Here is a 23,373-nt window from a genome sequence, read left to right on the forward strand (position 1 = left end):
TGTCTCCATTATCACCATCCATTTAAGAAAAGCGAGCATGTTTGCAACTTCTAAAAAGTCGACAAACAAATTGAGATCTCAATCTGTTACTTCATTACCATTAAAAAGATCTAAGCCCTAAAATCGCAGTGTTACCCAAACGTTATCAAATGGGTGCCTCGTTTCGGCCGACATCCCAACAAGAGGATGCGTTGTGAAACAATCACTCCCCCCTATATAGCTATGTTAAGGAAATAACATGTCTGAGATTCGCACTCTTGGCGAGTTTATTGTTGAGAAACAACATGACTTCCCCCACGCAAGCGGTGATCTTTCATCTCTGTTGTCCTCTATTCGTCTTGCGGCAAAAATTGTTAATAGAGAAATCAACAAAGCAGGCCTTGCTGATATTACCGGTGCAGTTGGTACGGATAATATTCAAGGCGAAGAACAACAAAAACTCGATGTGTACGCCAACGAAAAATTTAAAGCGGCGCTTGAAGCGCGCGATCAAGTGTGTGGTGTCGCCAGTGAAGAAGAAGATGAAGCGGTTGCGTTTAGCAAAGAGCTCAACAAAAACGCAAAATACGTGGTGTTGATGGACCCGCTGGACGGCTCATCCAACATCGATGTCAATGTCTCTGTCGGCACGATTTTTTCTATTTATCGCCGCGTATCGCCAGTCGGCACGCCACCAACACAAGAAGACTTCTTACAACCCGGTAATAAACAGGTTGCGGCTGGTTATGTTATTTACGGCTCTTCAACCATGTTGGTGTATACCACCGGCAACGGCGTAAATGGCTTTACTTATGATCCGTCACTCGGCACTTTCTATCTTTCACACCCCAATATGATGACCTTCGATGATGGTAAAATTTACTCCATCAATGAAGGTAACTACATCCGCTTCCCAACGGGCGTCAAAAAATACATTAAATACTGCCAAGAGAATGTGCCTGAAGATAATCGCCCTTACACGTCACGTTACATTGGTTCGCTAGTGGCGGATTTTCACCGTAACCTGCTCAAAGGTGGGATCTATCTATACCCAAGCACGCAAAGCCATCCAAACGGCAAGCTGCGTCTATTGTATGAATGCAATCCTATGGCGTTTTTGATTGAACAAGCAGGCGGTATTGCTTCTGACGGTGTCAATCGCGTGTTGGATATTAAGCCGACAGAACTGCATCAACGTGTGCCATTCTTCTGCGGTTCAAAAAATATGGTCCATAAATTGGAAGAGTTCTTGGAACTCAATCGCGATTAAATCAGCTCAATGAGCGCCTAACTCTAGGCGCTTTTTTTATCGATAAATATGAGGCAAGACTCTCTTTTTACGGTTTACACCGTTTCCTATTTACCGCTAAAGTTGCAACACAAGCGTTTACGTTCTGTTAATCAACCCAAAACAATTCAAGTCCAGCGACGAAAAAGGAAATGCTAAATGAGCTTAAACAACGTTCCGGCAGGAAAATCACTGCCTGATGATATTTACGTGGTGATTGAAATTCCAGCCAACGCCGACCCAATCAAATACGAAGTCGACAAAGAATCTGGCGCGGTATTTGTGGACCGTTTCATGTCTTCACCTATGTTCTACCCATGCAACTACGGTTATGTGAATCACACCTTATCGCTCGATGGCGATCCTGTCGATGTGTTGGTGCCCACGCCTTATCCGCTCATGCCAGGCTCGGTGATTCGCTGCCGCCCAGTTGGCGTATTGAAGATGACCGATGAGTCTGGTGAAGATGCCAAAGTGGTGGCGGTTCCTCACTCCAAGCTCACCAAAGAGTACGACCACATTCAAGACGTAAATGACCTGCCAGCACTACTGAAGGCGCAAATTACACAGTTCTTTGAACGCTATAAAGAGCTTGAAGCGGGCAAATGGGTCAAAGTCGATGGATGGGAAGATGCCGCTGCCGCGCGAGCTGAAATCCTGACTTCATTTGAACGCGCTCAAAAATAGTCACCATCATTAAACAGTCACGATAGTTATATACCCAAACAACTTGGAGTTGCAGGTAGGCGGCAAGTGAGTGAGTCCCCATGAGCATAGGCAAACTATGTGATTGGGGTGAACGAACGTAGCCAACACCGCTGCAGCTTCAAGTAGGAAGGGGATAAGTGTCGTTATAAATAAAAAGCCACATCCTGCTAATATGCGGTGTGGCTTTTTTATTTCCATTTTCAACGCCGTTCGTTAAACCCGTTGGCACCAGTCTCCAGAATCAATCACAGCAGTAAGACGGCTGTGATCTTGATAGAGATAAATCCACGCACGGCCAAATGGGGTTTCGATCGTTTCACGGCGATATTCGATGGGAATATCTTCTAAAAGATCGAGTTTTGCTAGTGTCTGCTCATCCACTCGATATACCTCACCGACTATCGATTGCTCTCCCTGAGCCAAGCCAGGATATGGACCTAGATCATACAGCGCATAGTCAGCCGGCGTGTAGAACGATCCTAACATTTCGCTTGTCTCAAGCAGATGCGCATTACTTTCACCACGGCGTAATGTGCCGTAGACAAAAACCAGATGTTGCATATGACTGTCCCTAGTTAAATTCAAACTGATACAAAAGATCCACCGCGCTATCTAAACCGGATACCGCTTCAACGTACAAATCCCTCATCAAGCGGTAACGCACGGTAAATTCGCCCACCGAGCTGAAAATACCAACACCATATTTCACTTGTAGCCCCGGTAAAATATAGCCGCTTACCGTCACTTGTGAATCATCACCGGAACCGGCCGTATCCAATTGCAGATCTTGCACTCCGAAGGCTTGACCAATTTCGCCCACCACCTTACCGCTTTGTGCCAAGCTCAAACCAATTAGTGCAGTGGTCATCGCATTACCACCCGCCTCGCCATCAATATTCTGACCACGAAGTAGGTAAGAAAGTGCATTGGCTTGTGGCATCGCGGGTTCTGAAAAAATGGAGACTGCGGGTTCATCGGCAGAGCCGGTCACTTTTACTCCTGCAATCACGCCATCTTGTGTGTTATCCGGGTTGCGCACCGCTTTAATCGAAACATAAGGTTGATCAACCGGTCCATTCATTAAAATTTTGCCTTCTTGGATCAGCAAATCTTGTCCAAAGGATCGATACGAACCATTTTGGATGTTTACTTCTCCAGTAATAAAAGGGCCTTTATCCTTTTGCGCCACATTGAGGCGGCCAATCAAGCCGCCTTGCAAACCAAAGGCACTGAGCCGGAAATCATCACCAATCGAGATGTTTACATTAGTTTCAACGTTAAATGGCATGGCGCTTTGCTCGCTCACAGGCTGTAAAGCAGCGTCCAATATCACTTGATCTTTGGAGACACTAATCGCGCTCGGAGGCAACTCTTCTACCACGATACGTCCCCAAGGCAGGTTAATATTCCCTGTCACAGTGGCCAGTTGAGGTTCTAGTGTGATGCTCATGTCTGGGATAACTTTAATCTTGACGATAGGCGGTAGATCCACCAATAGCTCATCGGCCAACACGCGCAGGTTGGCACGCCACTGCTCCATTTTCTGCCAGTCGGCATCCCCCTTGATACTCAACTCGCCATCCGCAGTTTGAATCGCAGCATTGAGCAAGGCTTGGTAACCATTAAAGTCCATCGCCACTCGGCCCGAGGTAACATCCAGCGGCGAAATATCGCCTTTGACGACAATGTCATCCACCACCACGCTACCCATCACTTTCGGGTGCAACATCGGCCCACTGAAGGCAAGTTGACTGCTAATCTTCGATTTCGCTTGGCTATAATCCCCAAGCAGCGGCTGTAAAAAATCAATATTAAAGGTGGAAAGCGTTAATGCGCCATCCATCATTTTTTCTTTTGCCATTAGATCTGCAATGGTTATTTGCCCCGACAGATCGCCATTATCGGTCACATCCACTAGCCAACGAGCAAACAGCTTGTTCTGTTCAAGCGTACTTTCAATAGTGACGCTATCCCAACCTAAAGTAATGGCTTGGTCGATGTGCTGCGTGACTGCACCTTGGCTTAAGCTGAGTGACACTTTCGCTTGAGGCGCAGTATTGGGCGCCCATTGAGCGGTGAGACTGGCATCGGCTTGGCCTTTAAGCTGGGTCTCTTGCGGTAAAAACATCGCGATTTGCTGGAAATCAAAATGGTTGAGAGAGAGCTCGGCCGCACCACTTTGCCCCACAGTCGCGTCTTTATCTAAGCAGAGCGATGCTCCCTCTTGCTGCCAACAATGCGCGGCAATCGTGGCTTGTTGTTTCTCGATATTAACCGCAACAGGTGTCGCTTGGTTTAATAGCCACAGCCCTTGTTCTGTGGACAGTTGTACTCGTTCCAGCGCACCTTGCCACTGCATCGTCGGCTTATCTTCAAAAGATCCGCTGATCGCCAAGCTGGTTGAAATCAGATTTGAAATGACGTCTAAGCTCAGTTGATGCTGCGCCTGCGTACCTGAAAAACGCAAGTCCACACTATCAACTAACTGCTGCTGGTAGCTCAACTGGCTCGCCTGCAATTTCACTTCGGCTTGTGGCACAGGAAGTGGCGTAACATCACCAGTTAAAGTCACCTGCTTTAAAGTCGCTTGTTGCTGCCAAGCAAGATCATTTGCATTGAGGCGCAGCTTGATTTGTGGCTGCTGTAAATCACCACGCAGATAAATATCGCCAATCACTTTGCCGTGCAAATCAGGAACACTTTTCACCAGATCCGCAAAATCAACCGATAAGCCCATACGCCACTCTTTATCCAGCTCACCTTTGGCCGTAATCTGGTTGGGTCCATGGGCTAACGTTAAGCCGCTGGTCGACACAGTAAAAGCGCCTTTCCCTGTCATATCTGATGCGTTTAATTGACCTTCAATATTCAGTGGGTAGCCACGCAACACACCCTCAATATCCAAAATAGGCAGCGCAACGTTCCAACCGCCCTGCTCGGTCAGCTCACCCGTGGTTTCGAGCTTACCGCTGATCATGCCTTCGGCTTGCGGCCACTGTAATCCCGGCTGAATCTGCTCTAAATTCAGCGCCGCTTGCCAGTGAATTGGGGCTTGCCAGTTGGCCATCACTTGGCCAGCAATTTGCCCCCCTAAGGTATCGATTAGCAAAGAATCTAAGTTGATTTGCTGTAAAGTGCCTTTACCAGCAACATCCAGCGTCACATCGGGCAGATCTTTACCTTGCAGTTGGCCATTGAGCGCCACGCTATATCCGTCGAGTGAACCTTGAGTTTTTAAACTCGGTACGCGAACAAAATAGTCTCCCTGCCCAATCAATGGCCACTGTGCTTGAACATCATCTAACGAAATATCAAACGGGATCTCAGGTTGCAGTAGCGCCAATTGCGCATTTAAGTTTGCTTGCGCAAGCCCGCCCAGTTTCGCGTTGATCGTTAAATCACCCAAGCTACCCGAAGCCTCTAGTGCCAGTGTTTGCCCCTGAGCTTCAGCCATTTTGAGCGTGCTTTTTAAAGAGAGATTGAGCGGATAGTCTCCCTTCAGCTGCGCATCAGCTTTTAGGTTGGCAATCAATTGTGGCAGCTCAAGCTCAAGTGATTTTAATGAAACACTGCTCTGATAAGCATTGGCGACCAAACCAAGATGCTTGACAACCAAAGGCTCAGCTTGCTGAAGAGTAAACTGATTGATATCAAAACGCTCCACTTCCAATTGCAGCGGAATGATCACTTCTGGCAAGGTGATGGGCGTTTTCACCGCAGGTGCCGCCGTCGATGATACGGTTGTGGATGGAGTGGATTTGGATTGTGCGCTTGAGGCTGAATCTGCCTCGTCATTGGTCGCAAGCTTCAGTTGAATATCGCTCCAACTGGTTTTGCCAATCCGTAAGCGATTACCTTGAAATGAGGCATGAGTAGAAAATTGCTTCCATGCCAGCGTATTACCCAAAATATCCAGCTGAATATCATTGAGCTCCACACGGCCAACCTTAATTGGCACCGGTGTAGAGATTGACGTAATGGGATCAGAGGCAGACGAAGGCTCACCTTGCGTCGAAGGGGGAAGCTCTGGCAGTGCCAGCCTTAATCCACTGATCGCCAGTTCATTTAAGCAAATTGAAGGCTCCAATAAGCAGCTAGCACTTATGGCTAATGTCACGCGCTGCACATCGAGATCGAGCTTTAATGCTTCATCGGAAAAGGTGACTTGGTTGAGAGTGAAACGTGGAAAAATTGCACCTTGAGCGCTGGCAACCTGCAGTTGTGGCAGCGCTTTTTGTGCTCCCCACAACAGACCGTTAAGCCCTGTATTGGTAAACAACAAGGCTGCGAGTGCAATAAATACCGCGCCCAACAAGGTGAATAAAATCGCCGATGCCCATTTGGTTATCTTCAACATCACTTTGGTCATAGTTCAGGCCCCAAGGTGAAATGCAGCTGAAATTCATCGCCGGGATTAGCGTCAAGCCCCCATGCAAAATCTAAGCGGATAGGTCCAACCGGAGAAGCCCAGCGAATCCCGGCTCCCACACCAGTTTTCCAATCCGGTGAGTCATTAAAGGCATCGCCGTAATCGACAAACAGTGCGCCCCACCAATTTCCAACCAAACGATATTGATACTCCAACGAACTGGTGGCGATGTATTTGGCCCCAGTCAGTGCGCCGCTGGCATCTTTAGGTGAGATAGATTGATAGCTATACCCTCGCAAATTATTATCGCCACCAGCAAAGAAGCGCAGAGAAGGCGAGAGTTTGTCAAACTCTTCACTGAAGTTTGCGCCGCCGTCTAAACGCAATAAACCACGGTGGTTTTGCCCGGCGCTGCGTATCCAAGCAGTGCCCGCCAACAACCGCACCACACGCGTTTCAGAGACGAAATTAGGATCGCCATACTCAAGTGTGATGCTCTGTTTATCGCCCCACATCGGCATTGAACCACCACGAACACGCGTACGAGAATAGGTCGCTCCCGGTAATACAAACTGGCCGACATCGCTTTGCAAACCTTGTTCGTAGTTTTCTATCAAATAACGAACGAATAGGGTTCGATGCCAACCACCATCACGCAGCCAGTGGCGTTCAAACGATAAGTTAGACTCCAAACTCTTCGTATCACGGTTATCGACATTCTTCATTCCATACTGAATTCGATAATATTCACGCCGCACATCTTCTAGCGGTATTTTGTAGCCAGCGGTAATAGTCTGCTCTGGGGCAGAAAGGGAGAAACTGCTATCAAAACTGTGGCCGAGGCTGTTAACCCAAGGTTTCTTCCACTTGAATGAACCACGCACTCCCACATCCGTTGAGTAACCTAAACCGGTTTCAAGCTGATTTCGAGCTTGCGGTGCAAGGGAAACCTTCATCGGCAGTTCGCGACCGTTCTCCAGTTGGCTAAGATCGGGTTCAACAAAAACAGAGGAAAACCAATCGGTATTGGATAAGTTTTGGTTATATTCCCCTACCTTGGAAACAAGGTAAGGATCATTGGTTTTATAGGGCTGAAGTGAGCGAACTCGCTGATCTTCAATTTGGCTGCCAGTAATGAGCGAGGGACCAAAATGGTAACGAATACCACTGTTAAAATGAAGGCGTACGAAAGCTTCATTCAACTCTGGCGCAACTTCCAAACGGCTTAATTCAAAATTCCCGTTAAAATAACCTTTTTGCAACGCTAAGTTACGGATACCCGATTTCAAAGCATCGTACTGGCCATGATTAACCGCCGCGCCCACTTTAAGGGCATTGCGGTTAATAAGATTGGCAAAATCAGCATCAGATTCAGCTTCCCCGCTGATCACCACATCCATCTCTTTAATGGTTGTTAGCGGTCCAGGATTGATATTGACCATCAGCTCTTGCTCATCGCTCACCACCACAAACTCAAATTGAGGATGGTAGTAACCCAGCGCGACAAGCGCTTCCGTCATGCTTTTCTCTAAACGAGATTGAAAACGAAGATGCGTTGAATAGTCGCTCTCTGGAATCGACGATAAATAGGCTTCAACGTTGTTTTCTAATTCACCCTCTAAACCATTAATGGTTAACGCCACCTTGGCATACGCCGAAGTGGAAATAAGTAGCATCGTGAATAGAACTGGTAATGATTTTCGTCTCATGCTTAATTAAAGGAACAGTTGAGTAAACAGATCGTTAATGGATGGAAATCATACCGCCAATAGCAAGCTCCGTCTGTATGAAATCAGTCAATTATTCGGGCTGAATGTGAAACAGTGGCTCAACAACAATAAATAAAGCCAAAAATCGGTACACAAAAGGAAAGCTCATGCTCAATAAACAAACAATGGTCAGCGCACAAACAGCACTGAAAGGACGAGAAACCCCTATGTCAGTGGAGGAAATTCATTACGTTAACCACAGCAACATCACTGAGCAGCCTAATGAGCATCAGCAACAAATAGTGATTGGTATGGGCTGTTTTTGGGGCGCTGAACGCTTATTTTGGCAACTCGATGGTGTGGTGTCGACTTCAGTAGGCTATGCCGGCGGCTTTACCCCAAACCCAACTTACGAAGAAGTATGCAGTGGTGAAACTGGCCATACTGAAGTGGTACGCGTAATCTTTGATCCACAGCGCTTGCCATTAGAAAAGCTATTAAGTCATTTTTGGGAAAAGCACGATCCGACCCAAGGCATGCGTCAAGGTAACGATAAAGGCACTCAGTATCGCTCCGCTATCTATACCTATTCAGAACAACAACAGCAAATAGCACAAGCCTCAAAGCAGCGATACCAGCAGGCGTTGTCAGCCAGTCAACGAGCCTTAATTACCACCGAAATTGCACCCGCTGGTCCTTACTACTACGCCGAAAGCTATCATCAACAATATTTAGCTAAAAATCCGAATGGTTATTGTGGGTTAGGAGGAACAGGCATCTGCTTCCCACCCCAGCTCAGCGAATAAAGCGTGTAGAATTGAGGCTTTGTTAGCATTTTGTTAACCGCTTAATGGCCTCTTTTCGTGGTTTTATTGATTCTATGCTATACCTTTGTTGCTCAACTAAAAGGGACCCCTACAATGAAAAGTAAACGAGTGATCGCCATTCTAATGGCCTGCTGTCCAGCGCTTGCCATGGCACACAACATTACCCAAGGTCAGCAAGTTGCTGATGTTTCAGTGGAAAAATATGGTGAAATCATCCTACAAGATGATAAAACGGCCTTTCAAACTTGGGATACCAGCCAACTGCTAGGCAAAGTGCGCGTCATTCAAGCCATTGCTGGTCGCAGCAGTGCTAAAGCGTTAAATGCACCATTGATGGCCGCCATTACGGCCGCACAATTTCCCGCAGAAAGTTATCAAACCACCTCGATCATCAACCAAGATGATGCGATTTGGGGCACAGGATCGTTTGTCAAATCTTCCGCTCAAGACAGCAAGAAAGAGTTTCCGTGGTCTTCCATGGTGCTAGATGAAGCGGGAAATGTAGCCAAAGCGTGGGATTTAAAAGAGGAATCATCAGCGATCATCGTTCAAGATAAGCAAGGTAAGGTACTGTTTGTTAAGGAAGGTGCATTGAGTGATGAGGAAATTCAAACGGTTTTAGGCTTGATCAAACAGAATTTATAATAACCTTAGGTGGCCGATAACACGGCTGCCTTTGCTAAACATATCGTGGTGAAAGGTGCTTTTATAAAAATAAGAGTACGCTTTATTCTCACAATATTGTTATATTATAACAATTATCATTTTACTACTGTATTGGTTTGATGTTTACCCGTCTACGTTGCCCCCATTACCGAGCTCAAAGCATTGCATTATGTGCCATGCTGCTGATGCTATGGTTGAATGTCGCTTATGTAGATCATCACCTCGATACTAATCCTGCGCATCACGCGCAGCATCATTGCCAACTTTTTTCTGGCTTTCAAAATGGTCTAAGCAGTGCGCTGCCTATCCTTCCTGCCGTTAGTGGCTGCGAAATTCGATCATCAGTAGAGAAAACTCAGCGTCGCCCCTCAGTTCATTACGCTTATCTTGCTCGCTCACCTCCTCACTTTTAGACGTCTTATCTAGTTATTTATGATTTGTTACCCAAAGCCAACGCGCTAAGGGCTATTTTGATGTTTAAAAGGAATCACCCAATGTTTATCCAACGTAAACTCGCTCTCTCTATCGGCCTAATTTTAAGCACGCCAGCACTGGCAAATGAAGAGTTTCGCCAACATGAGGCTCATGTACATGGCCACGTCGAGTTCAATATTGCTCAAGATGGGCAAGATTTACTGATTGAAATCACCGCCCCCGGCGCTGATGTAGTCGGCTTTGAACATGCACCACAAAATGATGAACAACAACAGCGCTTAAATAAAGTCCTTGAGCAGTTCAGCCACGCCGATGGCATTTTCCAACTGCCCGCTCCAGCCAAGTGTCATTTAGAAGAAAGTCGTATCGCGCATACGTTAAATGGTGAGCACCACGACCACGACCACGACCACGACCACGACCATCATGAAAAACATGATGATAAACATCAAGATAAAGATGCTCAACACGCAAACCATGACCATAAAAAAGATGTGCATGATGAAGGCGAGCACAGTGGTCACGGTGAATTCACGATTCAGTACCAATATCACTGCGATAACATGCCGCAATTGCAGTACCTCGACACGCAATGGTTTAACTTGTTCCCAAATACCCAAACAATCTCTGCCAATGTACTGACAGACAAAGCACAATCTGCCTCTGAGTTGAAAACAAACAGCACTCGCATTACGTTTTAAGGCGTATAAGCAACAACCTAGAGTAAGCACATACTTACTCTAGGTTCACTGTCGTTAAAGGAATTCACAATGAGTGATTTGCATATTCTATCGCTGACGTCTGTCATTGAATTGAAAGAGGTCGAATTTCGTTGGCCGAATAGCTCACAACCAGCCTTATCTATCCAAGATCTTTGTGTAAAACGTGGAGAGCACCTTTTTATTAAAGGGCCAAGTGGTTGTGGCAAATCGACCTTGCTGAGCTTACTGACTGGGATCAACCAAGCACAACGAGGGGAGGTCTCTATTTTAGGCACCAACCTGTCGACGTTAACTTCCCGTCAACGGGATCGTTTTCGAGCCGATCACATTGGCTACATTTTCCAACAATTTAATTTATTGCCTTATCTCTCAGTGATTGAAAACGTTACGCTACCTTGCCATTTTTCCAGCACTCGCAAGCAGAATGTTGCAGGCGATCTGATTGAGAAAGCAAAACAGTTACTCACTCGCCTACATCTTGCACCTGAACTACTGACTAAACCGGTTATCGAACTCAGTATTGGCCAGCAGCAGCGTGTCGCGGCGGCGAGAGCACTGATTGGCGAACCCAAGCTGATCATCGCTGATGAGCCAACCTCGGCGCTGGATCACGACAATCGACTCGCGTTTATCGAACTGCTATTGGAAGAGGCGAATCAGGCAGGTTCAACACTGGTGTTTGTGAGCCACGATCCCACCTTAGAAGCTTTATTTGACCGCGCAGTTTACCTCCCTCAATTGAATCAGGCAGGAGTGACAGCATGAATGTAATTACCAATCTGGCGTGGAAAAGCGTACTTAACCGCAAAACCACAGCGCTACTCTCCATTCTGACGGTCGCCATTTCAGTCATTCTGTTAATGGGGGTTGAACGCATTCGAACTCAAGCCAAAGAGAGCTTTGCCAACACCATTTCAGGGACGGATCTAATCGTCGGCGGCCGCTCTGGACAAGTCAACTTGCTGCTCTATTCGGTATTTAGAATTGGCAATGCCACCAATAATATCGACTGGAAAAGCTACCAAGCCTTCAGTGAGCATCGCAGCGTCAAGTGGGCGATCCCCATTTCCTTGGGTGACTCACACCAAGGGTTTCGCGTTATGGGCACTAATCACCATTATTTCGAGCATTTCAAATATGGAAGTAAGCAACCACTCACCTTCTCTCAAGGCACTGAGTTTCATGGTTTATTTGAAACGGTATTGGGTTCAGATGTCGCCGAAACCTTAGGTTACCATATTGGCAGTGACATCATTATTGCGCATGGGATCAGCGATGTGGGTTTTAGCCGCCACGACAACCTCCCTTTCAAAGTAGTGGGGATTTTAGCGCCAACGGGAACGCCCGTAGACAAAACAGTGCATGTCTCATTAGAAGCAATTGAAGCCATTCACGTGGGTTGGGAATCGGGTGCGCATTTAGGCAATTCGCCATCCAAAGAGCAGCTTGAACAACACAACTTTCAACCCAAGCAGATCACCGCCATGTTGATCGGTTTAAAATCGAGAATTCAAACCTTTGCACTGCAACGTGAAATCAATAACTATCGCCAAGAACCCTTGAGCGCCATTATGCCCGGCGTCGCTCTGCAAGAACTGTGGGGTATGATGTCGATAGCAGAACAAGCTTTAATGGCGGTGTCGGTATTTGTGGTGGCGGCAGGGTTACTTGGTATGCTCAGCAGCTTACTGACAAGCTTGCAGGAAAGACGCCGTGAAATGGCGATTCTGCGCGCCATGGGCGCACAACCTAAACATATTTTTGCTCTGCTTATCAGCGAAGCGACGACGCTGACCTTCATTGGCATCTGCGTTGGATTAGCGGGGTTATATTCACTGCTCGCACTGGCGCAACCTTTTATTGCGCAGCATTATGGCATTCAAATCACACTCAGCACCTTAAGCGGCTATGAGTGGCAATTATTAGCTTATGTACAGCTGGCTGGCATTATTATTGGTGTTATCCCGGCTCTACGCGCCTATAGACAATCACTTAGCGATGGAATGACCATTCGAATTTAGGACTTAACGATGAAAAAACTACTGCTTATCAGCACGCTGCTGCTATCAGGCTTGTTACCGATGTACGCACAGAGTAATGAACAAGTACTGACGCTCGATTGGATCGATCTGATCCCCGAGAATGAACGTAACCAATTCAACGCCGATGGCATGCCAGCATTGAACCATGATGGTGAAATGACGGCTGCACAATCAAAAATCGGCGGGGTTAGAAAAGAGCTCAATGGCAGCGTGGTCAAAATACCCGGCTTTGTGATCCCACTGGAAGGTGACGCCAATAACGTTACTGAGTTTCTACTGGTGCCCTACTTTGGCGCATGCATTCACGTGCCGCCACCGCCACCAAACCAAATTATTTATGTGAAATATCCGCAAGGTGCTCCAATCCAGCAGCTCTGGGATGTAATTTATCTAATTGGGACACTGAAAACCGAAAGTGTTAGCCACGATCTGGCCGAAACAGCGTATGTGATCGAAGGCACTGCGATCGAAGAATACGACGACATGTAGTTAACAAAATGGCAACCTATTGATTCATCTAAACTAAACGATATATTTAGATAAATACGCTAGCAAAGCGACATATATCAACAATAGTAAAGTAATCGATAGGTGCTTTTTCAGTCTATTTTCTTTCCAACACTTCATAAGCGCCCCACAAATTCCGATAACAATTTTAACAAGTTATTATCATTAGGGATAGCGCAAATTTATGATCTAGAACGAATGTTTTTCCTAGATGGAAAATGCGTTACACGTTACATTTTAATCCATGAATGAAATGGGTGATTGAAGCGGACATAAAATGGCAGATACCAACAACCCTGTAGTGATTGAACATCAAGCCAACTCAGGTCAAAGCCACGAAAAAAAATCGAGCTACATCAAAGACAGTGGTAGTCGCATTTTGAATATTGCTCAATATCACGGCTTAGATGCGCTGCTACAAACGGATCCGCCAGAAAAAACCTCGCTTGATCGCGCCTTATTTAGAGAACAGCAACGTAAAGAGCAGCGACAAAAAAACCTAGAGCAAATCGTCAAACTGGCGCATATCTCTTGTAAAAATGAGACCGCGGGAGAGCCTGATCAAGATTGGTTACACCGCTTTTTCGATATGGCGCAAGACATCCACAACTCTTCAATGCAGCGACTTTGGGCGCAAGTACTCAAACGCGAGGTGACCAACCCCGGTTCAACCTCAATGAAAGCACTGCAAGTATTACAAGACATGACACCGAAAGAGGCGCAGATACTCCAAAAAGCCTCAGCGTTAGCCTGCTGTTTTGGTAGCGATAATAGCCGCAAGCTGTTGGTCGGCATTCGTGCTACTAACGGCATTTTTAGTTTAGGAAAACGCATCAGCACATTTGTCATCAATATGGGTAGTTTCCAATTACCCTATTCGAGCCTGTTGGTACTGATCGAGCTTGGCTTACTGCATGCCACTGAACTGGAGTCGGGAGAAATTGAACTTGAACCGGCGCTGCTGTTGACCTATCAAGGCAAGAATCTGTCACTGCAATCGATGAGTAAAGGAGTCAGGCTGCTCTATTACCGTTTCAGTCCCACTGGCAATGAGCTGTGTAAGCTACTGGGTAATAAACCGAATATGCAGTACTACGATCAGATGTTGGCGGTGCTTAGCCAGAAATTCACTGTCCACACCGAAGTTGCCAGCAGCTCTTTTCATCACGCCGTCTAGCCTCAAAAATAAAGGGCTCAAGCTGATGAGCCCTCTTCTACATTAGGCGATTAGGCGATAATCGCTCGCACTTGCAGCGCTGTTAGGCAAATTTCCACTAGCTCATCAATGCTTTTTTCGCCAGCCGCAAGATCGATCTCAGGGCTTTGCGGCGACTCATACTCAGAGTCAATACCCGTAAAATTACTGATTTCACCAGCGCGCGCTTTTTTATACAGCCCCTTCGGGTCGCGCTGCTCGCACACGTCCAACTTGGTATTGACAAACACTTCGATGAATTCACCTTGTGGCAGCATATCGCGCACTAATTGACGCTCAGCGCGATGCGGTGAAATGAAGGCTGATAACACGATTAACCCAGCATCGGCCATCAGCTTCGCGAGTTCACCAATACGGCGAATATTTTCTCGCCGATCTTGCTCTGAGAACCCAAGGTCGCTGCACAAGCCGTGGCGTACATTATCCCCATCGAGTAAATAGGTGTGATACCCGAGTTGAGCTAAACGCTGTTCCAACGCACCAGCAATGGTTGATTTTCCCGCCCCTGACAGCCCCGTAAACCACAATACTGCTGGCTGTTGTTGTTTTAAGTTGGCGCGGAACGACTTATCCACCGTATGCTGATGCCAGACAACATTTTCATCTTTATTGGCCAAATTCGTACTCATTACTCAATCCTTTGTTGCCTCAAACTAGCCAATAGAGGGACGCTGTAAGCGGCAATCCCTCCCAGCGAATCACCACAGTTAAGCCTTGAGTAACTGACGAAGATCTTTGGCTTCCCAGTGTGGAAAGTGCTTGCGGATCAAGGCATTCAATTCCACTTCAAATGCAGAGTGGGCGCTTTGAGCATGAGCGATGTTTTGCAAACTATCTCGAACTAAGCCCGCTCCCACCGTCACATTCGTCAGGCGATCGATGATGATAAAACCACCAGTATTGGCACTGTCTAAGTATTTATCCAGCGCGATCGACTCTGTTAGCGACCATTCACACAAGCCAATGCCATTGAGCGGCAACTCTTCACTGTGATAAGTCGATAAATTATTAATATCGTACTGGTGACGCACCGCTTGCAACTGGCCGACGGTTTTCTTACCTGCAATTTTGATGTTGTATTCACGCCCGGCTTTGAGCGGTTGTTCTGTCATCCAGACCACATCGGCTAATAGATGGTTAGTTGATTCAACCTGCGCTCCTTGCAGCACAATAAGATCACCACGGCTGATGTCAATTTCATCGCTGAGCGTTAACGTCACCGCTTGGCCGGCTTGCGCTTGCGGCAAATCTCCATCGAAAGTAACAATACGTGCCACGGTGGATGTTTTTCCGGACGGAAGTGCAGTGATTGCATCTCCAACGCTGATGCTGCCCGCTGCAATCGTGCCAGCAAAACCGCGAAAATCGAGATTCGGTCGGTTCACATACTGCACTGGAAAACGAAACTCACCGGCTCCTTTTTGCTGATCAACGTCCACCGTTTCAAGCAGCTCCAGCAGTGATGGGCCTTGATACCAACGCATATGTTGGCTTGCTTCGACCACGTTGTCCCCTTCCAGAGCAGAAAGCGGGATGATCTGAATATCAGTATCACCTTGCAGATGCTTTGAAAATTCCACGTAGTCTTGACGGATCTGCTCAAAACGATCTTGTGAGTAATCGACCAGATCCATCTTATTCACCGCCACCACAAAATGCTTCAAACCTAACAGATTGGCAATGAATGAGTGGCGACGCGTTTGATCCAAAATGCCTTTACGGGCATCGATCAAAATCACCGCGAGATCGCAAGTGGATGCGCCCGTCGCCATATTGCGCGTGTACTGCTCATGCCCCGGAGTATCGGCAATGATGAATTTGCGCTTTTGAGTAGAGAAATAGCGATACGCCACGTCAATGGTGATCCCTTGCTCACGTTCCGCTTGCAGGCCATCAACTAACAGAGCTAAATCGGGGCGCTCGCCCGTCGTGCCAACACGCTGGCTATCGGAATGGACGGCGGCCAGTTGATCTTCATAAATCTGTTTTGTGTCATGAAGCAAACGACCAATCAAGGTACTTTTTCCATCATCAACTGAGCCACAAGTCAGAAATCTCAGTAACGATTTGTGCTGGTGTTGCGTGAGATAAGCTTCAATACCGATCTCAGAAAGCTGAGCCTGAACTGCACTATTCATAATCTTTCCTTAGAGGCTTAGAAATAACCTTGGCGTTTTTTCAATTCCATCGATCCTGATTGATCGTGGTCGATCGCGCGGCCTTGTCGTTCACTGGAAGTGGCCACCAGCATCTCTTCAATGATGCCCGTTAGCGTATTGGCCTCTGATTCAATTGCGCCAGTGAGTGGATAACAACCTAACGTGCGAAAACGCACACTCTTGTGCTGTACTTCTTCTCCAGGTTGCAGCTTCATCCGCTCGTCATCGACCATGATCAGCATCCCATCGCGTTCGACAACTGGGCGAATGTCCGATAAATACAGCGGTACGATCTCGATGTTTTCCAAATAGATGTATTGCCAAATATCCAATTCAGTCCAGTTCGACAATGGGAAAACACGAATGCTCTCACCTTTATTGATTTGGCCGTTGTAGGTTTTCCATAGCTCCGGACGCTGGTTCTTCGGATCCCACGTGTGGTTCTTGTCACGAAAAGAATAAACACGCTCTTTCGCGCGTGATTTCTCTTCATCACGACGCGCACCACCAAAAGCAGCATCAAAACCATATTGGTTCAACGCTTGTTTTAAACCTTGGGTTTTCATGATGTCAGTATGCTTTGAAGATCCATGCTCAAAAGGGCTGATCCCCATCGCAATCCCTTCTGGGTTTTTGTGTACCAAAAGCTCAAAACCATACTTGTGCGCCATACGATCACGAAATTCGATCATCTCACGAAATTTCCAATCGGTGTCCACATGCAGTAGTGGGAAGGGAATTTTCCCCGGATAAAAAGCCTTGCGCGCTAAATGCAGCATCACCGAAGAGTCTTTACCAATCGAATACATCATTACTGGGTTATCAAATTCAGCGGCCACTTCACGTAAAATATGAATACTTTCGGCTTCGAGCTGTTGTAAATGGGTTAAGCGTTGTTGATCCATCTGCATGCTTCCTTTTCGCTCGCATTGCGAGTCTTGTGCAATGAGAAATTGGTTTGAGTATTGAGTTGGAACTAACTGACTAGCCTTGCAATCAGGCGTAATTCACTTGGTTTTGCTGCGCGGGTTGTTCACCAAACCAATGCAGTTTTTCCGACAGCGCCACCACTTCGCCCACCACAATCAAGGCCGGAGCCTGCGCCCGCGCCGCCAGTTGTGATAAGTCACTGAGCTGCCCTTTGAAGACTTTTTGTGAACGCTGAGTACCGCGTTCAATAATCGCGATTGGTGTGTTGGCTTGGCGTCCATGTTCAATCAACTGCTGCTGGATATAACTCGACTTCATCAAGCCCATGTAAATGACTAAGGTTTGATTAGCTCGCGCCAATGTTGACCAATCCATGTCATCGTTTTCCGCTTTAAGGTGACCGGTGACAAACAGAGCGGATTGCGCATAATCGCGATGAGTCAGTGGAATTCCCGCATAGGCTGTTGCGCCTGCCGCCGCTGTAATACCGGGGATCACCTGAAATTTCACTCCCGCATCAAACAGCACTTCCAACTCTTCACCACCGCGGCCAAACATAAACGGATCGCCGCCTTTAATGCGCACGACTTTGTAACCTTGCTGCGCAAAATCGATCAGCAATTGATTGGTTTTTTCTTGAGGAACACTGTGGTGTCCAGCGCGCTTACCCACGCAGACTAAGATGGTATCGCTCGGCACCAGCGCCATAATTTCATCAGACACTAGGTAGTCGTACAACACCACGTCGGCTTGTTGTAGAAAGCTCAACGCTTTGAGCGTCAGCAGTTCTGGGTCGCCCGGCCCTGCACCAATCAAAGCCACTTCACCGCAGGTCAATTGGCTTTTGACGTACGATGGAGCGCTACTTGCCAAAGCATCATTGTTGACCGCGACTAAGCGCGGCCCTTTGATTGGCAACTGAGAAATGGTTTCCGTCGTACTCATTGTTGTTATCCATAACTTAATTCATGGATGCATTATGGCGGGCTCTTCATATTACCTGAAATTCTAAAATTTCATTTTTTATATCAAAAGCTGATAAGGGAATGGATAATTCCGAATAAGAAGTGACTATCTCTCTGATTAAAAGCCAATCAATGATGAGATCTTGTCGACAGAATGCCGGTGAGTTAACGCGTAACATCACAAATTGATATTCATTGAAATCATCGTTTCATAAGATTTTGTTACATTAGACGAGTTATTTGTTCCCTACCCCTAACTGGAGTACACAATGAAAGTGGCAGTGAAACCTCTCTCCATCGCGATTTTGAGCGGTATGTTAGCAATGGCTGGCCCAGCAATGGCGGACACCATTAAACTGCGTATCGTCGAAACGACCGATATTCACACCAATGTGATGGATTACGATTACTACAAAGACAAGCCATCGAACCAGATTGGTTTATCCCGTGCGGCGACGTTAGTGAAGCAAGCGCGCAGCGAAGTCGAAAACAGCATTTTGGTCGATAACGGTGATTTACTCCAAGGTAGCCCAATGGGTGACTATATGGCCGCCAAAGGCATCAAAGTTGGTGAGGTTCACCCAGTTTACAAAGCGATGAATCAGCTCGGCTACGATGTAGGTAACATTGGTAACCATGAATTTAACTACGGTTTGTCCTTTTTAAAGGAGAGTATTAACGACGCCGCATTCCCGTATGTCAATGCCAACGTCTATGACCAACAAACGGGCAAACACCTCTTCAATCCCTATCTCATTAAAACGCACACGTTCAAAGATACCGATGGCAAAGAGCACCAAATTAAAGTGGGTTACATTGGTTTTGTCCCACCACAAATCATGGTGTGGGATAAGAAAAACCTGGATGGCAAAGTGTTTGCCAAAGACATCAAGCAAACAGCCGAGGAGCTGATCCCGCAGATGAAAAAAGAGGGTGCCGATGTGATCGTGGCAATCCCGCACTCTGGTGTCTCAGCTAACCCATATTCCGTTGGTGCAGAAAACTCGGTTTACTACCTCACCCAAGTAGAAGGCATTGACGCAATTGCTTTTGGTCACTCTCACGCGGTATTCCCTAGCCAAGATTTTGCCAAACTGCCAGGAGCAGATGTAACTAAAGGCACCATTAATGGCGTAACCGCTGTCATGCCGGGGCGCTGGGGTAGCCATGTTGGTGTGATGGATCTGACTTTGCAAAGCAAAGATGGCCAATGGTCAGTCGTGAATGGTCAATCCCAAGCTCGCCCAATTTTCGATAAAGCCAATAAGAAATCATTGGCAGCAGCCGATACAGGCATAGTGAAAGCCTTAGAGTCAGACCACAAAGGCACGCGAGATTTTGTGAATCAACCGATTGGCCAAGCGAATGATGTGATGTACAGCTTTTTAGCCTTGGTACAAGATGACCCAACCGTGCAAATCGTTAATCTTGCACAAAAAGATTATGTGGAACGCTTTATTCAAGGCGACCCTGATCTTGATGGTTTGCCGGTGTTATCGGCCGCAGCCCCTTTCAAAGTTGGTGGCCGTAAAGATGACCCAGCCGGTTTCACCGAAGTCGAAGCTGGCCAACTGACATTTCGTAACGCAGCAGATCTCTATCTTTACCCTAATACATTAGTCGCGCTGAAAATGACGGGTAAAGAAGTGAAGGAGTGGTTGGAATGCAGCGCGGGGCAGTTTAATCAGATTGATCCGCACAGCACTCAACCACAATCCTTGATCAATTGGGCTGATTTCCGCACGTATAACTTTGATGTGATGGATGGGGTGAATTACCAAATCGATGTGACTCAACCCGCCAAATACGATGGTGATTGTAAAGTGGCGAATAAAGATGCTGAGCGCATTGTAGGCTTAACTTATCAAGGTAAACCTATCGATGTAAAACAGACCTTTATTGTCGCCACCAATAACTACCGCGCTTATAGTAATAAATTTGCAGGCACGGGCGCACAATTTGTTGCCTTTGACTCACCCGACGAAAACCGCACGGCCGTCGCCAACTACATTTCGCGCGTGAGTAAAGAAAAAGGTCAAGTTACGCCAAGTGCTGATAACAACTGGTCGTTTGCTCCGATTAAAACTAATACCGCGTTAGATATTCGTTTTGAAACCTCTCCAAGCGAGAAAGCAGCACAGTTCATCAAAGAGAAAGGCCAATACCCAATGACTTTGGTGGAAAACGATGAGGTTGGTTTTGCGGTTTACAAGATTGATCTTACCCAATAAACCACCACTCAAATAGATTGAAAGAGGCCAATGAATTAAGGCGCTTTCACCCCACAAACGCAGCCTTTCGCTGCGTTTTTTATTTCCCGCTCGACAACCCTAATTCTGATCTTGATGGTTCTTGACTATCCACGCTTCATTTAAGGCTCGTTACAACCTCTGTTTAATTTTCAAACATTAGTTTGATTAAATTTAATTATAAAAAATCATCAAATATGCAATTTTTCTATTCTTTGGCAGGTCTTTGTCCTCGTAATGAGAATAAAAGCGCAATCAGCGCCTTATTCTATACTTGATCATAATTTGCTAAGGAGGAAGTGTGGCGCTTGCTATCGACATTCAAACCTTTCTAACAGCCGAAAGTCATTCACTGACTTTACTATTCATCGGCGTAATTTTGCTTTCCTATTTGTTAGAGGATGTCGCTATTGTCACCGCCGCCACACTAGCTTTGCAAAATCTCATGCCCCCCGGCTTGGCGTTGTTGGCTATTTTTGTCGGCATTGTCAGTGGCGATCTCGGTTTGTATTACTTAGGCCAAGTGGCACAACGCGTTCGTCCGCTTCGTTATCAAGCGCTGACCAATAAACATTTTCGAACCGTCCGTCGCAAGCTGCACCATCATACTTTTTTAAATCTGTTTATTATTCGCTTTGTCCCCGGCCTAAGAACGGTGGGTTTTACTTTGAGCGGCTTTTTTTCTATTCCATTGGCGCTATTTCTGTGCTCCGTACTGACGGCCACAGCACTGTGGACACTGATCGTTTTTTCAACGCTTTATTACCTAGGGAGTCAGGTTTGGCAACAGCCCTCTCATTATCAATGGATCATTATTCCTATCGCGATTGGGCTATTAATGCTCACTAATCGTCTTCTCAACAAATCATTTTCTAAAGGATTGTCATGAACGCCAAATTAGAAATACCTTGCATTGCACATGGCAAAATCAACGCGGGTATGCCGCTTTTAGAGCAAGACGCCAAACGCAGCATTTCTCCTTATGAATTTCTGCCCAGTTGGTTTTTCTACACTCCGGTGGTGATTCAAAGCCTGCTGCAAGGGCTGCGTTATGGCAACTGGGGCTTACCTTTAATTGCAAACCCCGGCATCAAGCTCAGCGGCATGGTTGGAGAGTCAAAACACGACATTCTTAATCTAGCCGGTGAATACGCTCAGCAGTGGATATCGCCCTTTATCACCCGAACGAAAAGCCATCAAACCGCTCAGCAGCAAACAGCACAGGCTCTGTCTGCAATGCAACAAGCATCGTTGGATTTCCCTCTTGTCGCTAAACCAGATTTAGGCTGCCGCGGCGTTGGCGTCAAACTGCTGCAAAATGAACAGCAACTGAGTGACTACATCCAATCATTCCCGATTAACGCCCGTTTTTTACTGCAACAAAAAGCGCCGTATCAAGCTGAAGCTGGCGTGTTTTATGTGCGCTATCCCGGTGAGGCTCAAGGCAACATTATTTCCATCACACTTAAGTATGCCCCGTTTGTCACTGGGGATGGCATTCACACTTTAAAGCAGTTAATTGAACGCTGCCCACGCGCAGGGCAACTCCCTCATCTCTATTTTCCTCGCCACCTTGAGAAGCTCGATTGGGTTCTTGAAGCAGGGCAGGAGTTTCAACTCGCCTTTGCGGGCAGCCATAGTCGCGGATCGATTTTCCGCAATGGTAACCGTTACATTACTCGCGCTCTCACCAACAAGCTGGATGAGATTTTTAACAATGTTGACGGGTTTCACTATGGGCGGCTCGATATCAAGTTTGCCAATATTCACCAATTGATGGCTGGAGAACAGTTCACGATTTTGGAAATCAATGGCGCAAGCAGTGAAGCCGCTCATATTTGGGATAGAGAAACACCGCTGCGTGAGATCTTCTCAACCTTACTCAGACAGTACCGAATCTTATTCGACATTGGCGCGCAGCAGCGAAAGTTAGGCTATCAAACACCCAAAATGGCTGAACTGCTGAACGCTTGGCGCAAAGAAAAGGCCTTAACCGAACAATACCCAAGCACGGATTAACCTTATCCATAAGAACAATCATAGGGATAGAAATATGTTTGCAATCACCACAAGTTCACAACAAAGTGCACCACAGCCTAATCATGCCCCCGTGATCCAAGGCGGCATTGAAACACTGGAACAAGCGCACCAGTTTCTCGAACAGTTAGAAGATAGGCACTACACCCACTTAGCCACGCCAATTGTCGCCAGTTCAGTGGGGCAACATTTTCGTCATTGGTTGGATCTGTTTCATGCGCTGGCTAACTCAACTAGCACTATTGATTACAACCAACGCCGCCGGGGCCACCTCGTTGAGACGTCCCGCGCTGCGGCCTTGGTCGAAATTGAGTATTTAATTCAATGGTTAACGCAGTGCTCGGCCTCACTCCAAAAATCCGTTACGGTACTTGTTGAAACCTCATTGCAGGAAACGCAAGTGTGCTCTTTATCATCAACATGGGAGCGAGAGTTAAGCTTCGCCACTTTGCATGCACAGCACCATTTTGCGATGGCTAAAGTGGTTGCTCATTTGCTGCATGTAGAAACTGATGCCGCTTTCGGCTTAGCGCCAGCCACGGCCTCCTTCATTCGGGGGCAATAA

General features: G+C 46.8%; 21 protein-coding genes. 14 read left to right on the forward strand and 7 right to left on the reverse strand.

What is annotated here, in order from left to right:
• The first annotated feature begins 238 nt into the window (after positions 1-238).
• Both fbp and ppa read left to right on the forward strand, forming a co-directional pair.
• Positions 239-1,249 (forward strand): class 1 fructose-bisphosphatase, encoded by a 1,011-nt coding sequence (gene fbp, locus AACQ21_RS08455; protein WP_013855958.1) that lies wholly within the window; start codon positions 239-241, stop codon positions 1,247-1,249.
• Between the two features lie 177 nt (positions 1,250-1,426).
• Positions 1,427-1,954 carry an inorganic diphosphatase gene (gene ppa, locus AACQ21_RS08460; protein WP_010318803.1) on the forward strand — a complete coding sequence of 176 codons (528 nt, stop codon included), beginning with the start codon at positions 1,427-1,429 and terminating at the stop codon, positions 1,952-1,954.
• 234 nt (positions 1,955-2,188) lie between these two features.
• On the opposite strand, the gene AACQ21_RS08465 is transcribed toward ppa, so the two are convergent.
• From AACQ21_RS08465 to tamA, 3 genes are read right to left on the reverse strand one after another with little or no spacing between them, the layout of a single operon-like run.
• A complete protein-coding gene (locus AACQ21_RS08465; RefSeq protein ID WP_181185607.1) occupies positions 2,189-2,536 on the reverse strand; it encodes a gamma-glutamylcyclotransferase family protein in 348 nt (115 codons plus the stop codon).
• A gap of 10 nt (positions 2,537-2,546) precedes the next feature.
• On the reverse strand, positions 2,547-6,344 hold the full coding sequence (gene tamB, locus AACQ21_RS08470) for an autotransporter assembly complex protein TamB (protein ID WP_105977605.1): 3,798 nt from the start codon (positions 6,342-6,344) through the stop codon (positions 2,547-2,549).
• Complete coding sequence (gene tamA / locus AACQ21_RS08475) at positions 6,341-8,053, reverse strand: autotransporter assembly complex protein TamA (protein WP_013855954.1); 1,713 nt, start codon at positions 8,051-8,053, stop codon at positions 6,341-6,343. The genes tamB and tamA overlap by 4 nt, the downstream gene beginning before the upstream one ends.
• 167 nt (positions 8,054-8,220) lie before the next feature.
• Here tamA and msrA point away from each other — a divergent pair, with 167 nt between their 5' ends.
• The 8 genes from msrA (at position 8,221) to AACQ21_RS08515 (ending at position 14,429) form a co-directional block, all read left to right on the forward strand.
• Positions 8,221-8,859, forward strand: a complete 639-nt coding sequence (gene msrA, locus AACQ21_RS08480; protein WP_088729165.1) for a peptide-methionine (S)-S-oxide reductase MsrA — start codon at positions 8,221-8,223, stop codon at positions 8,857-8,859.
• A gap of 114 nt (positions 8,860-8,973) precedes the next feature.
• Positions 8,974-9,525: a YtfJ family protein gene (locus AACQ21_RS08485; protein ID WP_026027808.1), complete on the forward strand. Its 552-nt coding sequence runs from the start codon at positions 8,974-8,976 to the stop codon at positions 9,523-9,525.
• 140 nt (positions 9,526-9,665) lie between these two features.
• Positions 9,666-9,959, forward strand: coding sequence for a DUF2607 family protein (locus AACQ21_RS08490; RefSeq protein WP_081989810.1), 294 nt, complete (start codon positions 9,666-9,668; stop codon positions 9,957-9,959).
• A gap of 81 nt (positions 9,960-10,040) precedes the next feature.
• Positions 10,041-10,682, forward strand: a complete 642-nt coding sequence (zrgA, locus tag AACQ21_RS08495) for a zinc uptake protein ZrgA (RefSeq protein WP_181185608.1) — start codon at positions 10,041-10,043, stop codon at positions 10,680-10,682.
• A gap of 69 nt (positions 10,683-10,751) precedes the next feature.
• A complete protein-coding gene (locus tag AACQ21_RS08500) occupies positions 10,752-11,468 on the forward strand; it encodes an ABC transporter ATP-binding protein (protein ID WP_105977607.1) in 717 nt (238 codons plus the stop codon).
• Entirely contained in the window at positions 11,465-12,724 is a 1,260-nt protein-coding gene (locus tag AACQ21_RS08505) for an ABC transporter permease (protein ID WP_017046979.1), read from the forward strand. Before AACQ21_RS08500 ends, AACQ21_RS08505 begins: the two co-directional genes overlap by 4 nt.
• A 9-nt stretch (positions 12,725-12,733) precedes the next feature.
• Complete coding sequence (locus AACQ21_RS08510) at positions 12,734-13,234, forward strand: DUF3299 domain-containing protein (protein WP_013855946.1); 501 nt, start codon at positions 12,734-12,736, stop codon at positions 13,232-13,234.
• A gap of 295 nt (positions 13,235-13,529) precedes the next feature.
• Positions 13,530-14,429: a TIGR03899 family protein gene (locus AACQ21_RS08515; RefSeq protein WP_013855945.1), complete on the forward strand. Its 900-nt coding sequence runs from the start codon at positions 13,530-13,532 to the stop codon at positions 14,427-14,429.
• A 50-nt stretch (positions 14,430-14,479) separates the two neighbouring features.
• Here AACQ21_RS08515 and cysC read toward each other — a convergent pair whose 3' ends face one another.
• The 4 genes from cysC to cobA all read right to left on the reverse strand — a co-directional run bounded on the left by cysC (position 14,480) and on the right by cobA (position 18,502).
• The gene (gene cysC / locus AACQ21_RS08520; protein WP_013855944.1) at positions 14,480-15,097 is read right to left on the reverse strand and encodes an adenylyl-sulfate kinase; all 618 of its coding nucleotides are present in this window, start codon (positions 15,095-15,097) and stop codon (positions 14,480-14,482) included.
• A 78-nt stretch (positions 15,098-15,175) separates the two neighbouring features.
• A complete protein-coding gene (gene cysN / locus AACQ21_RS08525; protein ID WP_017049184.1) occupies positions 15,176-16,606 on the reverse strand; it encodes a sulfate adenylyltransferase subunit CysN in 1,431 nt (476 codons plus the stop codon).
• 17 nt (positions 16,607-16,623) lie between these two features.
• Positions 16,624-17,532, reverse strand: a complete 909-nt coding sequence (gene cysD, locus AACQ21_RS08530; RefSeq protein ID WP_026029179.1) for a sulfate adenylyltransferase subunit CysD — start codon at positions 17,530-17,532, stop codon at positions 16,624-16,626.
• Positions 17,533-17,623: 91 nt separating this feature from the next.
• Positions 17,624-18,502 carry a uroporphyrinogen-III C-methyltransferase gene (gene cobA / locus AACQ21_RS08535; RefSeq protein WP_105977608.1) on the reverse strand — a complete coding sequence of 293 codons (879 nt, stop codon included), beginning with the start codon at positions 18,500-18,502 and terminating at the stop codon, positions 17,624-17,626.
• Between the two features lie 289 nt (positions 18,503-18,791).
• On the opposite strand from cobA, the gene cpdB reads away from it, so the two are divergent.
• From cpdB to AACQ21_RS08555, 4 genes are all read left to right on the forward strand, one after another.
• On the forward strand, positions 18,792-20,753 hold the full coding sequence (gene cpdB, locus AACQ21_RS08540) for a 2',3'-cyclic-nucleotide 2'-phosphodiesterase (RefSeq protein ID WP_019281493.1): 1,962 nt from the start codon (positions 18,792-18,794) through the stop codon (positions 20,751-20,753).
• Between the two features lie 319 nt (positions 20,754-21,072).
• The gene (locus AACQ21_RS08545) at positions 21,073-21,660 is read left to right on the forward strand and encodes a DedA family protein (RefSeq protein ID WP_017049187.1); all 588 of its coding nucleotides are present in this window, start codon (positions 21,073-21,075) and stop codon (positions 21,658-21,660) included.
• Entirely contained in the window at positions 21,657-22,790 is a 1,134-nt protein-coding gene (locus AACQ21_RS08550; protein ID WP_105977609.1) for a D-alanine--D-alanine ligase, read from the forward strand. The genes AACQ21_RS08545 and AACQ21_RS08550 overlap by 4 nt, the downstream gene beginning before the upstream one ends.
• A 34-nt stretch (positions 22,791-22,824) precedes the next feature.
• Complete coding sequence (locus AACQ21_RS08555) at positions 22,825-23,373, forward strand: hypothetical protein (protein WP_105977610.1); 549 nt, start codon at positions 22,825-22,827, stop codon at positions 23,371-23,373.

The sequence above is a fragment of the Vibrio sp. V01_P9A10T6 genome, assembly GCF_963877065.1.
Lineage (GTDB): Bacteria > Pseudomonadota > Gammaproteobacteria > Enterobacterales > Vibrionaceae > Vibrio > Vibrio anguillarum.